Annotated in this window: 13 protein-coding genes; 4 read left to right on the top strand and 9 right to left on the bottom strand. The window is 68.1% G+C overall.

Features of this window, described 5'->3' with window-relative positions; all coding sequences use genetic code 11:
* Positions 1 to 8: 8 nt before the first annotated feature.
* From JL100_RS33385 to gcl, 5 genes are all read right to left on the bottom strand, one after another.
* Positions 9 to 1,715 (bottom strand): pyruvate, phosphate dikinase, encoded by a 1,707-nt coding sequence (locus JL100_RS33385; RefSeq protein ID WP_228421724.1) that lies wholly within the window; start codon positions 1,713 to 1,715, stop codon positions 9 to 11.
* Positions 1,715 to 3,163: a pyruvate kinase gene (pyk, locus tag JL100_RS33380; RefSeq protein WP_202682939.1), complete on the bottom strand. Its 1,449-nt coding sequence runs from the start codon at positions 3,161 to 3,163 to the stop codon at positions 1,715 to 1,717. Before pyk ends, JL100_RS33385 begins: the two co-directional genes overlap by 1 nt.
* A 19-nt stretch (positions 3,164 to 3,182) precedes the next feature.
* A complete protein-coding gene (gene glxR, locus JL100_RS33375; RefSeq protein ID WP_202682938.1) occupies positions 3,183 to 4,088 on the bottom strand; it encodes a 2-hydroxy-3-oxopropionate reductase in 906 nt (301 codons plus the stop codon).
* Between the two features lie 36 nt (positions 4,089 to 4,124).
* Complete coding sequence (hyi, locus tag JL100_RS33370; RefSeq protein WP_202682937.1) at positions 4,125 to 4,898, bottom strand: hydroxypyruvate isomerase; 774 nt, start codon at positions 4,896 to 4,898, stop codon at positions 4,125 to 4,127.
* Between the two features lie 71 nt (positions 4,899 to 4,969).
* Positions 4,970 to 6,739 carry a glyoxylate carboligase gene (gcl, locus tag JL100_RS33365; protein WP_202682936.1) on the bottom strand — a complete coding sequence of 590 codons (1,770 nt, stop codon included), beginning with the start codon at positions 6,737 to 6,739 and terminating at the stop codon, positions 4,970 to 4,972.
* A gap of 248 nt (positions 6,740 to 6,987) precedes the next feature.
* Between gcl and JL100_RS33360 the strand changes: the two genes are divergently transcribed.
* On the top strand, positions 6,988 to 7,275 hold the full coding sequence (locus JL100_RS33360; RefSeq protein ID WP_202682935.1) for a type II toxin-antitoxin system CcdA family antitoxin: 288 nt from the start codon (positions 6,988 to 6,990) through the stop codon (positions 7,273 to 7,275).
* Between the two features lie 24 nt (positions 7,276 to 7,299).
* Here JL100_RS33360 and JL100_RS33355 read toward each other — a convergent pair whose 3' ends face one another.
* The 4 genes from JL100_RS33355 to JL100_RS33340 form a co-directional block, all read right to left on the bottom strand.
* A complete protein-coding gene (locus tag JL100_RS33355) occupies positions 7,300 to 8,898 on the bottom strand; it encodes a multicopper oxidase family protein (RefSeq protein ID WP_202682934.1) in 1,599 nt (532 codons plus the stop codon).
* A gap of 16 nt (positions 8,899 to 8,914) precedes the next feature.
* Complete coding sequence (locus JL100_RS33350) at positions 8,915 to 10,627, bottom strand: GMC oxidoreductase (protein WP_202682933.1); 1,713 nt, start codon at positions 10,625 to 10,627, stop codon at positions 8,915 to 8,917.
* A 25-nt stretch (positions 10,628 to 10,652) separates the two neighbouring features.
* The gene (locus tag JL100_RS33345) at positions 10,653 to 11,174 is read right to left on the bottom strand and encodes a sugar dehydrogenase complex small subunit (RefSeq protein WP_202682932.1); all 522 of its coding nucleotides are present in this window, start codon (positions 11,172 to 11,174) and stop codon (positions 10,653 to 10,655) included.
* A gap of 150 nt (positions 11,175 to 11,324) precedes the next feature.
* Positions 11,325 to 12,797, bottom strand: a complete 1,473-nt coding sequence (locus tag JL100_RS33340) for a pyruvate kinase (protein ID WP_202682931.1) — start codon at positions 12,795 to 12,797, stop codon at positions 11,325 to 11,327.
* Positions 12,798 to 13,081: 284 nt separating this feature from the next.
* Here JL100_RS33340 and JL100_RS33335 point away from each other — a divergent pair, with 284 nt between their 5' ends.
* From JL100_RS33335 to JL100_RS33325, 3 genes are all read left to right on the top strand, one after another.
* Positions 13,082 to 13,282 (top strand): hypothetical protein, encoded by a 201-nt coding sequence (locus JL100_RS33335; RefSeq protein WP_202682930.1) that lies wholly within the window; start codon positions 13,082 to 13,084, stop codon positions 13,280 to 13,282.
* Positions 13,283 to 13,618: 336 nt separating this feature from the next.
* On the top strand, positions 13,619 to 14,641 hold the full coding sequence (locus JL100_RS33330) for a Bug family tripartite tricarboxylate transporter substrate binding protein (RefSeq protein ID WP_407697062.1): 1,023 nt from the start codon (positions 13,619 to 13,621) through the stop codon (positions 14,639 to 14,641).
* 89 nt (positions 14,642 to 14,730) lie between these two features.
* Entirely contained in the window at positions 14,731 to 15,249 is a 519-nt protein-coding gene (locus JL100_RS33325) for a tripartite tricarboxylate transporter TctB family protein (RefSeq protein ID WP_202682929.1), read from the top strand.
* The last annotated feature ends 53 nt before the right edge of the window (positions 15,250 to 15,302 follow it).

Genomic DNA, 15,302 nt, shown 5'->3' with positions numbered 1-15,302 from the left:
CTTCTCGGTTATGGAAAGGATTGGTCGGTTCCGGGGCCGAGCCATTTCAGCTCGTCAGCCCACCCGATCAGGGTCGCGGCCTCGTCCGACAGGGCCGGCATCACGGTCGGCACGGCGCCGAGCAGCACCTCGCCGGTGGAACCGTCGAGGGTCAACACGTCGCCGGACCGGATCGTCTCGCCGCCCAGCGCAGCGCTTCCGGCCGCCCGGTCGACCACCAGGTCGGAAACGGCGACGACGCAGGTCCGGCCCATGCCGCGCGCGACCACGGCGGCATGGCTGGTCATCCCGCCCCGCGCCGTCAGCACGCCGGTCGCGGCGTGGATGCCGTGGATATCCTCCGGATCGGTCTCGGCCCGGCACAGGATCACGGTCTCTCCCCGCGCCGCCCTCTCGACCGCCTCCGCCGCGCTGAAGGCGACCCGGCCGGAGACGGCTCCGGGAGCGGCGGCGAGCCCGCGGCCCAGGATCTTCCGAGGCGCCGACGGGTCCAGCACGGGGTGGAGCAACTGCCGGAGCGAATCCGCATCGACGCGGCCGACCGCCTCGGCGGGGGTGATCATCCCCGCTTCCGCCATATGGACGGCGATCCGGACCGCCGCCTCGACCGTGCGCTTGCCCGACCGCGTCTGGAGCAGGAAGAGCCTGCCCTGCTGGACGGTGAACTCGATGTCCTGCATGTCGCGGCAATGGGCCTCCAACCGCTCCGCCGCGTCCTTCAGCTGGTCGAAGGCCGGGGGGATGTCCTCGGCCATCCGGGCCAGCGGCTGCGGCGTCCGGATGCCGGACACCAGGTCCTCGCCCTGGGCGTCGGGCAGGAACTCGCCGAACAGCACGGCGTCGCCCGTCGAGGGATCGCGGGTGAAGGCGACGCCGGTGCCGCTGTCGGCGCCCCGGTTGCCGAACACCATGGCCTGGACGGTCACCGCCGTCCCGCCCTTCCTCTCGCCGCCCTGCCCCTCGCCATCCGTCACGCCGTTCAGCCGCCGGAACAGGACGGCGCGGCGGTTGTCCCACGACCGGAACACCGCGCCGACCGCCTGCCAGAGCTGCTGGACGGGGTCCTGCGGAAAGGGCTGCCCAAGCTTCCGCTCCACCATCGCCAGATAGGAGCGGACCAGCGCCCGGCAGGCGTCGGCATCGAGCTCGCCGTCCAGCCGGCAGCGGTGGCTCAGCTTGGCCTGCTCCAGGATGTCCTCGAAGCAGCCATGGTCGAGCCCCAGGACGACCGCGCCGAACATCTGGATGAAGCGGCGATAGGTGTCGAAGGCGAAGCGCGGATCGCCGCTGCGCCGCGCCAGCCCCTCCACCGTCGCGTCGTTCAGGCCCAGGTTCAGGACGGTGTCCATCATCCCCGGCATGGACACGGCGGCGCCCGACCTGACCGCCACCAGCAGCGGGTCGGAAGCGTCGCCGAAGCGCTGGCCGGTCCGGACCTCCAGTTGCCGCAACGCCTCGCCGACCTGCTCCCGAATCCCGTCGGGATACCGGCCGGTCCGGAGCAGGTGCCGGCCGACCTCGGTGCAGACGGTGAAGCCCGGCGGCACCGGAAGGCCGAGCCGGCTCATCTCGGCCAGCCCGGCCCCCTTGCCGCCGAGCAGGTCCATTACCTCGCCGCCCGGAATCTCGTCGGCCATGCCGCCGCCGAAGGCGAAGACCCGGCGCGGGGGTGCCGAAGCCGCCGCGGGCGGTTCCATCAGGACCTCGGGCACCATTATTCCTGCTCCGGCTCCAGATAGACGATGCGGAGCGTGTTGGTCGAGCCGGTGCGGCCGAAGGGAACGCCGGCGGTGATCGCCAGGCGGTCGCCGATCCCGGCGATACCGTATTCCTGGGCGATCCGCATCGCCTCCTGAACCATCTCGCCGAAGGAGTTGATGCCCTGCGCGACATGGACGGTATGCACGCCGTAGGACAGCGCCAGCCGCCGGGCCGTGGTGTCGTGGATGGAGATCGCCAGGATCGGCATCGGCGGCCGCTCGCGCGCCGCCCGCAGGGTGGTGCTGCCGGACTCGGTGTAGGTCACGATCGCCTTGGCGCTGACCGCCCGCGCCGCCTGATTGGCGGAATGGGTGATCGCGTCGGCGGTCGTCCTGCCCAGCCCGGGATGCTGGCTGTCCATGATGCTGCGGTAGAGCAAGTCGCTCTCCACCCGTGCCACGATCCGGTCCATGATCGCGACCGCCTCCACCGGATAGGCGCCGGCGGCGGTCTCGGCCGACAGCATCACCGCGTCGGTGCCGTCATAGACGGCGGTCGCCACGTCCGACACCTCCGCCCGGGTCGGCGAGGGCGAGCTGATCATGGATTCGAGCATCTGGGTCGCGACGATCACCGGCCGCCCGGCGTCGCGCGCCTTCTGGATCATGTTCTTCTGCAGGCTGGGGACGTCCTCGGCCGGCATCTCGACGCCCAGGTCGCCGCGGGCGACCATCAGGGCGTCGGCCAGCTCGATCAGCTCGTCCAGGTGCTGGATCGCCGCCGGCTTCTCGATCTTCAGCATGATCGCGGCCCGGTCGCCGATCAGCCCGCGGGCCTCGACCACGTCCTCCGGCCGCTGGACGAAGGACAGGGCTATCCACTCCACGCCCTGGTCCAGCGCGAACTCCATGTCGCGGCGGTCCTTGGGCGTCAGCGGCGACAGGGGCAGCATCACGTCGGGAACGTTGAAGCCCTTGTTGTTGGACAGTCTGGTCCCGGCAACGATCTCGCCCAGCAGGAAGTCGGGACCCTTCTCGATCACGCGGATGCGGACCTTGCCGTCGTCCAGCAGCAGGGTGCTGCCGACGGTCATGGCCTCGATTACCTCCGGATGAGGCAGACAGACCCGATCCTCGTTGCCCGGCGCGGGGTCGAGGTCGAACCGGATCACCCGGCCCGACCGCAGCGCCACGGCGCCCTCGGCGAAGCTGCCGATCCGCAGCTTCGGCCCCTGCAGGTCGGCGATGACGCCGATCGGCCGGTCGAACTCCGCCTCCAGGGCGCGGATGCGGGCCAGCACCTCGCCATGGTTTTCCTGGGTGCCATGGCTGAAGTTGAGCCGGAACACGTCCACGCCGGTCAGGAGCAGGCGGCGGAGCTGGTCGGGGGCCGAGCTGGCCGGGCCGACGGTCGCGACGATCTTGGTCTGTCGGTGCCGTCGGAAGATCGGGCTGTCTGTCATGTCCTCATCGCCGGTAAGGTCAGTCGTCGCCCGAGCCGGGCGCGGTCTGGCCGATTTCGAAACCGCTCATGGTTTCCAGGATGCGCACGAGACCGGAATGGTCCCACTGCGAGCCGCCCTGGGCCGCGCAGGCGCTGAACAGCTGCTGGGCGGTGGCGGTGTTCGGCAAGGCGATGTTGAGCGCGCGGGCGCCCTGGAGCGCCAGGTTCAGGTCCTTCTGGTGCAGCTCGATGCGGAAGCCCGGGTCGAAGGTCCGCTTGATCATCCGGTCACCGTGGATTTCCAGCACCTTGGAGCCGGCGAAGCCGCCCATCAGCGCCTGCCGCACCTTGGCCGGGTCGGCGCCCGCGCGGGCCGCGAACAGCAGCGCCTCGGCGACCGCCTGGATGTTCAGCGCCACGATGATCTGGTTGGCGACCTTGGTGGTCTGCCCGTCGCCGTTGCCGCCGACCAGCGTGATGTTCTTGCCCATCTTCTCGAACAGGGGCTTGACCTTCTCGAAGGCCCGCTCCGGCCCGCCGACCATGATGGTCAGCGACGCCGCCTTGGCGCCGACCTCGCCGCCCGACACCGGGGCGTCCAGGTAGTCGCAGCCCAGCTTGTTGATCTCGGCGGCGAACCGCTTGGTCTCGATCGGGGCGATCGAGCTCATGTCGACCACGGTCTTGCCTTCGGACAGGCCCTTGGCGACGCCCTCCGGGCCGAACAGGGCCGCCTCCACGTGGGGCGTGTCCGGCACCATGGTGATGATGATCTCGGCCTTGGACGCGACCTCCTTCGCCGAAGCGCAGGCGGTTCCGCCCTTGGACGTCAGGTCGTCGGGGACCGGCTTCACGTCGTACAGGAACAGCCGGTGGCCGGCATTGATTAGGTGGTCCGCCATGGGGCGGCCCATGATGCCGAGACCGATGAAGCCTACATCCATAGTCGATTCCTCCGTCTATTTGATTATGCGCGCCGTTCAGGCGTTCGTAAACCAGCCGAGTCCGTCCTCGGTCTTTCCGCGTGGCTTGTACTCGCAGCCGATCCAGCCGTCGTAGCCGATGCGGTCGAGATGGCCGTACAGGAACGGGTAGTTGATCTCGCCGGTGCCGGGCTCGTTGCGGCCGGGGTTGTCGGCCAGCTGGACATGGGCGATCCGGGACAGGTTCTTCTCGATCGTGCGGGCGAGGTCGCCCTCCATGATCTGCATGTGGTAGATGTCGTACTGCACGAAGATGTTGTCCGAGCCGGTCTGGTCGATCAGATCGACCGCCTGTCCCGTCCGGGTCAGGTAGAATCCGGGGATGTCGATCGTGTTGATCGGCTCGATCAGCAGGCGGATGCCCTCGCGCTTCAGCGCGTCGGCGGCGAACTTGATGTTGCCGACGAAGGTGTCGCGCAGCGTCGCGGCGTCCACCCCGGACGGGGCGATGCCGGCCAGGCAGTTGACCTGCGGGCAGTTCAGCGCCTTGGCATACTCGATCGCCTTGCCGACGCCGTCCTGGAACTCGCCGACCCGGTCGGGCAGGCAGGCGATGCCGCGCTCCCCGGCGCCCCAGTCGCCGGCGGGCAGGTTGTGCAGGACCTGGGTCAGGTCGTGGGCGCGAAGCTTCTCCGCCAGTTCGTCCGGCTTGTACGGATAGGGGAAGAGATATTCGACGCCGCGGAAACCGTGCTTGGCGGCCTTCTCGAACCGGTCAAGGAAGTCATGCTCGGTGAACAGCATCGTCAGGTTCGCCGCGAATTTCGGCATGACGCGCACTCCTCTATATATGTGTGATGGCCCCGGCCCCGGAGGCGGGCCGCCCCCGGGGCCTCACGGTTTCAGACCAGCACGCGGGTCGGCTGCACCTCCGGCAGGTCGAGGATCTCCTCGAACTCGGTCACGTTGTCGATCTCCGTGCCCATCGCGATGTTGGTCACCCGCTCCAGGATGATCTCGACGACGACCGGGACCTGGAACTCCTCCATCAGGGCGTCGGCCTGGGCGAAGGCGGACTGGATCTCGTTCGGATCGGTCACCCGGATCGCCTTGCAGCCGAAGCCCTGGGCGACCGCGACATGGTCGACGCCGTAGCCGTTCAGTTCCGGCGCGTTGACGTTCTCGAACGAGAGCTGGACCTGGAAGTCCATCTGGAAGCCGCGCTGGGCCTGCCGGATCAGCCCCAGGTAGGAGTTGTTCACGACCACATGGATGTAGGGCAGCTTGAACTGGGCGCCGACCGCCAGCTCCTCGATCAGGAACTGGAAGTCGTAGTCGCCCGACAGGGCGACGATCCGCCTTTTCGGATCGGCCGCCCGGACGCCGAGCGCCGCCGGCAGGGTCCAGCCCAGGGGGCCGGCCTGGCCGCAGTTGATCCAGTGCCGCGGCTTGTAGACGTGGAGGAACTGGGCGCCGGCGATCTGCGACAGCCCGATCGTGCTGATGTAGCAGGTGTCCTCGCCGAAGGCCTGGTTCATCTCCTGATAGACGCGCTGCGGCTTGATCGGCACGTTGTCGTAATCGGTGCGCCGGTGCATGGTCCGCTTGCGGGTCAGGCACTCAGCGGCCCAGGCGGAGCGGTCCCTCAGCTTGCCCGCGGCCTTCATCTCGCGGGCGACCTCGACGAACAGGTCCAGGGCGGCGCCCGCGTCGGACACGATGCCGAAGTCCGGCATGAACACCCGGCCGATCTGGGTCGGCTCGATGTCCACATGGACGAACTTGCGGTCCTTCGTGTAGGTCGCGACCGAACCGGTATGGCGGTTGGCCCAGCGGTTGCCGATCCCCAGCACGAAGTCGGACTTCAGCATCGTGGCGTTGCCGTAGCGGTGCGAGGTCTGCAATCCCACCATGCCGGCCATCAAGGGATGGTCGTCGGGGATCGTGCCCCAGCCCATCAGGGTCGGGATGACCGGCACGCCGGTGATCTCGGCGAACTCGACCAGCTGCGCCGAGGCGTCGGCGTTGATGATGCCGCCGCCGGCGACGATCAGCGGACGCTCCGCCGCGTCCAGCATCGCCAGCGCCTTTTCGATCTGCTGGCGGGTCGCGGCCGGCTTGTAGGGCTTCAGCGGCTCGTAGGTGTCGATGTCGAACTCGATCTCCGCCAGCTGGACGTCGAGCGGCAGGTCGATCAGCACCGGGCCGGGCCGGCCGGAGCGCATGGTGTGGAACGCCTGCTGGAAGACGTAGGGCACCTGGGCCGGCTCCAGCACGGTCGTCGCCCACTTGGTCACGGGCTTGGCGATGCTCGCGATGTCGATCGCCTGGAAATCCTCCTTGTGCAGCCGGGCGCGCGGCGCCTGCCCGGTGATGCAGAGGATCGGGATGCTGTCGGCCTGGGCGGAATAGAGGCCGGTGATCATGTCGGTGCCCGCCGGACCCGAGGTCCCGACGCAGATCCCGATATTGCCGGCTTCGGCGCGGGTGTAGCCCTCGGCCATGTGCGAGGCGCCCTCGACGTGGCGCGCCAATATGTGGCCGATCCTGCCGTTCCGCTGAAGCGCCGAATAGAACGGGTTGATGGCGGCGCCGGGGACGCCGAAACAGATCGTGACGCCCTCCTTCTCCAGCACATGAACCGCCGCTTCGATAGCCGTCATCCTGGGCATTTCTGACCCTCCCTGTGATCAGGCTCTTGTGAGCGAGACCGTGTGACCGGTTTTTGTATCCTGTATGCCAGATGCTAAGCACCAAACCGGGAGGGCATCAACGACTTTGGAGTGGTTTTTCACGATGCGGGAAAATGCTGCGGAGCGGCGGAGCGCTTCATCCCTGCTAGGGGTGCCGCGCGTCGGACTAGGCTTCACCGGCAATACCGAACAGGGTATGTTTCCGCGGCTCTTTTCACGGGGAAACCATGCGCATCGGTACAGGTGAGTTTTATAATCTCTCCGCTCCCAAGGCGCGGATCAGCATGACGCTGAACGAGGATCTTGTTCGCGCCGCCGGCGAGTATACGGACAACCTCTCCGATTATGTCGAGAAGCTGCTTGCGGAAGCCGTCGCGGAAGAGCGTCGGAAGAAGATGGGGTGCGATCGCCATCTCAAGGAAGTCTGCGCCTCGTGGAACGAGTTCTACGAGAAGCACGGCAGCCCCGCCGACGATTACATGGCCGGCTTCCTGCCGGAGGACGACCGGACCTGACGGCCCGGTCTTAGGATCGTCCCCTCACGCCTCCACGGTGATCAGCCTCATCATGCCCTGGTCCTCGTGGGCCAGGGTATGGCAGTGGAAGACGAAGAGGCCGTCGAAGTCGCGGTAGCGGGTGCGCAGGCGGACATGGCCGTGGGGCGGGATGGTGATCGTGTCCAGCCAGCGGCCCGGCGGCACCGGGACGGGAAGCCCGCTGGCTTCCAGGACCTGGAACGGGTTGATGTGGATGTGGAACGGGTGCGGATCGTTGGTCTGGTTGGTCAGCACCCACTCCTCGGCGGTGCCGAGCTTCGCGGTGAAGCCCTTCTCGTCCGCCGCGAAGGGCTTGCCGTCGATGGTCCAGGTCCAGTTGGGCAGCGTCCCGATCTGGCCGAAGCCGACGCGCCGGCCGGTCACGATCTCGTCTTCCGCGATGGGCTTGAGGTGGCCGTCGAAATCCTCGGCATAGCTGACGAGCGGCCCCTCGTAGAGCTTCATGCCGCACTGCTCCTCGATAACCGACACGGTACCGATCGTGCCGTAGGTGACACCGAAGTTGCTGCCGCCGTCCAGCGTGTAGAGCCCGGGCTTGTCCGCCGCCTTGACCAGGACCTCGGCGCGGTTGCCCGGGGCGAGGAAGACGGTGTCGGCGCGCTCCGTCTTCTCCAGCGGATTGCCGTCGTAGCCCAGCGCCACGAAGCCGTGTTCCTGAAGTTTCAGCGTCAGGAAGCGGTCGTGGGTGGCGTTGACCAGACGCCAGCGCTGCACCTCACCGCGCTTCATGCAGATGGACGGGTTCTTCTGGCCGTTGATGTAGACCTGGGTGCCGACGTCGAGCGTCCTGTAGTCCTCCAGCTGGCCGCGATCGTCCACCGGCAGGCTCTGGAGCAGCATCACCACGTCCTTGCAGGCGGCGATCTCCTTGATGGCGTCGACCTTGCCCTCGACGATCAGCGCGCCGGCCATGCCGCCCGCCACCTGGAGCGCCACCGAGCCGTGGTGGTGCGCGTGGTAGAAGTTCAGCCCGCAGGGATGGTTCGGCGGGATGGCGTAGCTGTAATGCTCGGTCCGGCCCGGCTCGACGGTCAGCAGGACATAGTCGGACGGCCGCTTGGGCGAGACGTGCAGGCCGTGGACATGCATGTTGGTCAGGTTGAAGCCGTGCGGCACGTTGAGTCCCGACATGCCCGGTATGTCCGCCGGCGCGCCGTGGTGCCCGTGCCCGTTCCCATGCCCGCCGTCGGCCGCGGCCGCCGGGGTCGGCCCCATGGGCAGCCGGTTGGCGAGGTCCAGCGCCAGCGTGTCCCCCGCCCTCACCCGCAGCGTGACGGGCCGCGGGCCGCCGTCATAGCCCCGGAGCGCCACCGGCCTGCCGTCCAGGTCGTAATAGCCGTAGACCGCGTCGATCGCGACCTCCAGCCTCCGTCGGTCGGGGTCGGAGCTGCGCTCCGGCGGGGCGATCAGCGCGTTCTCCAGCTTGCCGCACGCGGTATCTCCCGCCGCCGTGCAGGCGGGGGCCTGGGCGGGGCCTTGGGCGCGGCCGACGTCCGGCAGGCAGGCGGTCAGCGCCAGCGCGCCGGCACCGGTCACCACGGTGCGCCGGCTGATCGCCGGAGTCTTGGAACGATCGTTCATGGCCGTATCCCCTGGCTCAGCCGTGGCCGAAATTGGCGTGGATCTCGTCTGCCGCCCGCAGGGCGAGGCCGGCCGCGGTCATGGACGGCGACACGATGCCCGTCGTCGGATAGACGCCGGTCCCGATGATGTAGAGGTTCGGGTGGTCGTGCGCCTTGCAGGACGTATCCACCACCGAGTCCCGCGGATCGATGCCCATCCGGGTCGTCCCGGCGATCACCGCCATCTCCACGTCGGGCTCCGGCTCCTGCCAGGTGTCCTTCGGCACCTTCATCGCCGTGAAGATGGCCCTGTGCATGTCGCGGGCGACCTGGATGCCGCGGTCGGTGTACTCGTCCCAGGCGAAGGTCACCTTGGGGCGCGGGATGCCCAGCGCATCCAGCTTCTCGAAGTCGGGGACGATCCGGTTGGACGGGTCCGGCAGCACGTCGACCATGCTGCCGAGGGTCACCTCGCGCGCCGTCTGCTCCAGCATCCGCTTCGCCAGGTCGGCCCCGAACACGCCTTCCCCGATCAGCTTCTGCGCCCGCTGCGCCGGTCCCAGCGAGGCGTTCCAGCCGCCGTTGACGAAGTTGGTCGCGATGGCGCCGTGGACCTTCCGGAAATTTCCGTCGCGAAGCGCCTTCAGGCCGCCGGTGGCGCTGACCGGCCCGCGATAGGGGAAGGTCTCTTTCACCGCCAGGCCCATGGTGTTGACGTCGGCCAGGGCGATCAGGTTGCGCCCGACCATGCCGGACGAGTTGGCGACGCCCCGGGGGGCGTACTCGCCGGTCGACATCAGCAGGAGCTTGGGCGTCTCGATGGCGTGGGCGGCCAGGATATAGCGCCTGCCGACGGCGCGGCCTTCCCAGCCGTCGGGATGGCGGTAGCGCACGCCGGCGATCATGCCGGAGGGTCCCGTCTCGACATGGTGGACCACCCGCTTGTCCAGGACCCGGACGCCGAGCAGTTCGGCCTTCGTGACATGGACGCTCGCATCGTACTTGGCGGCGATCGGGCAGACGAAGCGGCAGGACGCGTTGCCGCAGCATTGCGGCCGTCCGTCATGGGGAATGGAGTTGCGGGCGTGTGGATAGGGGCCGTACTCCAGCGGGACCGGGTCGAACCGGGTGCCGGCGCAGTCGTAGCCGAACGCGACCTGCTTCGACACCCTGCCGATCTCGTGGTCGGAATAGGACATCGGCACCTTGGGCAGCGGGAACTTCTCGCCGTGGCGGTCGGGGCCGATATAGTCCGTGTCGTCGCCGGCGACGCCCCATTCCTGCTCGACGCGCAGGTAATAGGGCAGCATGTCGTCGTAGGAGATCGGCCAGTCCACGCCGACCCCATAGGCCGACTTCATCCGGAAATCGTTGGGATAGTGCCGCTCGGCATGGCCGGTCCAGTGCCAGGACGTCCCGCCCACCCCGCGGACATAGAGGCCCTGGAAGGTCTTCTGCCCGGCCGTCTGGACGTAGTAGCCGTTAAAATCGGCGTCGTCCGGCTGCGGCGCGTACCAGGGGTTCTCGTAAGGGGCGTTGGAGCCCTTGGTCGGCGAGGCGCGGAAACGCTCCACCGCCTCGACGCGGTCGATGCGCGGCCCGGCGTCCAGCAGGATCACGGAGTGGCCCAGGGTCGCCAGCGCATGGGCGGCGAGGCCGCCGACCACGCCGGAGCCGACGATCACCACGTCGGCGGAGACGCCCTCCACCACCGGCGCGCCACTGAAACGGGGAATCGGATTGGTCATGTCGGTTCCTCTCGCCCGTGGTCCGTCAGGTCTTGCTCGCCGGGGCCGGCCCGGAGGCGCCCGGGGTCCAGGCCTGCTCCCAATAGCCGAACTGGCCGCCGCAGTTGGCCGGCGGCTTGGTGAAGGCGCAGGCGCGCCACATCAGCGCGTCGTCGTAGAAAAGCACCGTCTTCCCCTGGTCGACCGCGCTGCCGCCCGTGTACCAGGTGGTCGCCAGGGCCTGCCCCGCCGGCAGAAGGCCCTGTTCGGACAGCACGTCCTTCAGCGGCCGGTCCGCCGGCGCGGCGTTGACCGCCTGCACCAGTTTCTGCAGCACCGGCGCGCCATAGGTCGGCGCCAGCGTGGACCAGACCGTGTCGGCCAGCTCGAGGTAGGAGGAATCCAGCGCAATGCCGGTCAGCCTGGAAGACGCCTGCAGCAGCGGCGAAACGCCGCCGGGAGATGCCGCCACGCCGGCGGGGGCCAGGACCAGGGCGGCGACGCCGGCCATTCCGGCAAGCACGTCGCGGCGGGTCGGTTCCGCCGGTGAATGGGGGGCGTCCGTCATGCATCTTCTCCCGGTCTGCCACAGGTCAGAGGGAGAACTTATCCTTTCGGATAAGGGTCGAAGTCAACAGGTTTAACTCGCTATACGAGTGTATGCAGGCTTGACGTCCCTTCCCGGTAGCATCCCCGCGCACCGGAAGGCACCCGCCCCTCACCAGCTCCGCAGCGCCCGCAGCTTCGGCGTCTTCTTCGTCTGGTTGCCGGCCATGCGGGTGAGCAGCCGGTCCAGCGCCGACACCGCGTCGGCGACATAGGGGCCCTTGTTCAGCATGACGCATTCGGCGCGGGCCGACATGGCGGCGTCGGTCATGTCGCCCCGGGTGGGGAGCCCTTTCCGGACCAGGCTTTCCAGCACCTGGGTCGCCCAGATCACCGGCACGTGCGCCGCCTCGCACAGCCACAGGATCTCCTCCTGCATCTCGGCCAGCCGCTCGAAGCCGATCTCCACCGCCAGGTCGCCGCGCGCGATCATCACGCCGAACGGCTGGCGCGACGCGGCCTGGACGATGATCTCCGGCAGGTTCCGGACGGCGACCGGCGTCTCGATCTTCGCGATCAGGCCGATGCGGGTCCAGTCCTCCGGCCGGCGCCGGGCGAACTCCTCCTGGAGCAGGCGGACGTCGGCGCCGCTCTGGACGAAGGAGTATCCCACCATGTCCACCTGCCCGACGATGAAGTCGAGGCTGCGCCTGTCCTCCTCGGTGAGCGCCAGCAGCCCCAGGTCCGTCGAGGGGAAGTTCAGTCCCTTCTCGGGCTTCAGCCGGTACCCCTTGGGGCCGGCGCGGAGCACGCGGACCACCGCGCCGGCCTCGTCGCGACGCACGACGGTCCCGCTCAGCTTGCCGTCGTCGATGAAGACCGGGTCGCCGACGCGGAGCCGCCCCGGGATGGCGGCGGGCTCGCAGGCCGCCTGGTACGGGTACCCGTCGGGGGAAGCGAGGGAGTCGCCGGCCAGCAGGATCTCGTCGCCGGGAAAGACCCGCCCCCGATCCTCGGGAGCCCGCACCTCGCCCGTGCGCACCTTCGGCCCGCCCAGGTCGGCCAGGATCCGGGCCTTCCGGCCGGTTTCGGCTTCGGCGGCCCTCAGGTTGGCGATCATGCGGCCCCAGGCCTCCGGCCCGTCATGGGCGCAGTTGATCCGGACCACGTCGGTGCCGTTGCGGAGCAGTGCCGTCAGCAGGCCGGCATCGGCGGCGGCCTCGCTCGGCAGGGTCACCATGATGCGCGCGTTGCGCGCCCCTTCCGGGACCGCGCCGAACAGCTCCTCCGTATTGGCGCGGAGCAGCCGCTCGCCCCGGAAGAAGGCGCGCGGCCGGGGGTAGTTCCGGGGCGCGCTTCCGTTGATGGCGGTCAGCGCGCCGATGACGGCGTCGAGATTGCCGAGCACGCGGCCCTCCAGCCGCCCCAGCGAGGACAGGCCGTAGGGCATCAGGTCGGTCTGCATCCGGCTCAGGTCCCGCCGGCGCAATGCCAGGTAATGGGCGAAGTTCAGCGCGCTGATGCGGAAACGCCGCCTGCCCCGGATGTTCCAGCCGCGCCAGATGCCTCGGCCCTCCGCGGCGACGGCGCGCCGCAGGTCGGTCAGCGATCGGAGGAGGTCATGCGGGTCGGGGATAGAGCTCATGGGATTGCACCGGGATGTTGCCGGGATGTTTATCGTCTCGACCGCAGGCCGCTTCGCTCGGCCCGGCCTGCGGAATTGCCGGTGTTCCGTAGCACGGCCGCATGACAGCGGCATGTCATACGGCGCCCCCACTCCGAAAGAGACGCGACGCTTGCGTATCTCGTATACCAGATACGTAATTCCGGAAGCTTGCCAAAGGGACAATGCATCTGCCATATTTGCTGCAGCGCACAATCGACTGCCCTGGCAATCTCCCTGGCAACCCGTTCGGAAGGAAATCGTCCATGTTCAGCTCAATCTCCCTGGAAATCGTCGTCCTCGCCGTGGCGGTAGCCGGCCTCGCCGCCGTGATCGCCGAAATCGTTATCAAGGACCCTCGGATGCTGTCCGAAATCGTCACCGATGTCGCCGCCATGGCTCGGCCGCAGCGGCGCGACACCGCGGTATCCTCGGTAAGCAACAACAATCTCCGGAAAGCCGCCTGACGTCGGTCGGGAAGACTTCCGTAAACGCCGGCAGCGCCTTCACCGGGGATTTACTTCCCTGAAGGCGCGGCGGTGACCGGAAACGTTGGACCGCCGCGGTACTCGCCGCTCCTCCCAAAGACTTGCTGCGATGCGATATTGCGCGAACCCGCCCGTTCGCGCAAAATTCCTGTTGATTTGTATGGGCCATGCCACATACCATATACCAGCGCTAAGACGATCCGACCGGTCGCGTACCAAACGACAACGATGTTGCCGGCCCGCTCCCGCTGCTGAGTGGACTATCCGAGCGGCAAACGGTACCGGCGTCATAGGGAGGAGTCTGACGTGACTGTGCTGAAAAGCATTTCGCGCCCGGCCAAAGCCGCCGCGATCGCCTGCCTGTCCATATCATCCGCCGCCGCTGCCACCCTGACCTCCGGCGCGGCCCTCGCGTGGGAGCCGACCAAGTCGGTCGAGTTCATCGTCCCGGCCGGCACCGGCGGCGGCGCCGACCAGATGGCCCGGATGATCCAGGGCATCATCCAGAAGAACGACCTGATGAAGCAGCCTGTCGTCGTGATCAACAAGTCGGGCGGCGCCGGCGCGGAGGGCTTCCTGGACGTTTCCGGATCGAACCGGAACCCGCACAAGATCATCATCACCCTGTCCAACCTGTTCACCACCCCGCTGGCCACCGGCGTTCCCTTCTCCTGGAAGGACATGACCCCGGTCGCCATGCTGGCGCTGGACAACTTCATCCTCTGGGTCAACGCCGAGAGCCCGTACAATTCGCCCAAGGAGCTGATCGACGCGGCCAAGAGCGGCGGCGCCAACAGCTTCAAGATGGGCGGCACGGGGTCGAAGCAGGAAGACCAGATCATCACCGCCGCGATCGAGCAGGCCACCGGCGCCACCTTCACCTACATCCCCTACAAGGGCGGCGGCGATGTCGCGGCCCAGCTGGTCGGCAACCACATCACCTCCAGCGTGAACAACCCGATCGAGGCGGTCTCCCAGTGGCGCGCCGGCGCGCTGCGGCCGCTGTGCGTGTTCGACGGCCAGCGGGTCCCGCTCAAGGAGCCGATCGCCGACGGCAAGTCCTGGAACGACGTGCCGACCTGCAAGGAAAGCGGCCTGGATGTCGAATACACCATGCTCCGCGGCATCTTCATGTCGCCCGGAGTCACCGCCGACCAGACCCGGTTCTACGTCGACCTTTTCCAGAAGGTCCGCGAGACCCAGGACTGGAAGGACTTCATGGAGAAGGGCGCCTTCAACACCTCCTTCAAGTCCGGCGACGAGTACAAGGCCTGGCTGACCCAGGCCGAGGCGACCCACCGCACCCTGATGGAGAAGGCCGGCTTCCTCGCGAAGTGAGGAACGGCACGGCCAAGCCCCGGGCGCGCCCGCGCCCGGGGAACCCATCCATCCGCATCTTCATCATCATCATCCGGGGGGGAGCGGCGATGAGCCAGCAGACCAACCGGCGTGACCGCGACGGGGACGCCGTCGCCACGCACCACACCATGGAAATAGCGGTAGCCCTGCTGTTCGCCGCCGTGGCGGCGGTCGTCATGTACGACAGCGACCGCGTCGGCAACGGCTGGGCCGGCGACGGGCCGGAGGCCGGGTATTTCCCCTTCTATGTCGGCCTGATCATGTTCGTGTCGAGCGGCGCGATCCTGTTCAGCAACCTGCTCGGCAGGACCCGGAACACGACGGCCTTCGTCGAGCGCGGGCAGTTCATGCTGGTGCTGAAGGTCCTGATCCCGACCATCGCGTTCGTCGGCCTGATCTGGGTGCTCGGGATCTATCTCGCGGCGCCCGTCTTCATCGCCTTCTTCATGTCCTGGCTGGGCCGCTATCCGATCGCCAGGATCCTGCCGGTCGCCATCCTGATCCCGCTCGCGCTCTTCGTGATGTTCGAGATCTGGTTCCTGGTGCCGCTGCCCAAGGGCCCGGTCGAGGCGATGCTCGGCTACTGATCCGGTCCCGTTACCGACCCGCGCGTCCGCAACACGGCGAAGCCGAACGGCCC

Origin of the sequence: Skermanella mucosa (assembly GCF_016765655.2) — a bacterium.
Classification (GTDB): Bacteria; Pseudomonadota; Alphaproteobacteria; order Azospirillales; family Azospirillaceae; genus Skermanella; species Skermanella mucosa.
The sequence above is the reverse complement of the archived record's forward strand: the minus strand, read 5'-3'. Positions and strand labels throughout refer to the sequence as shown.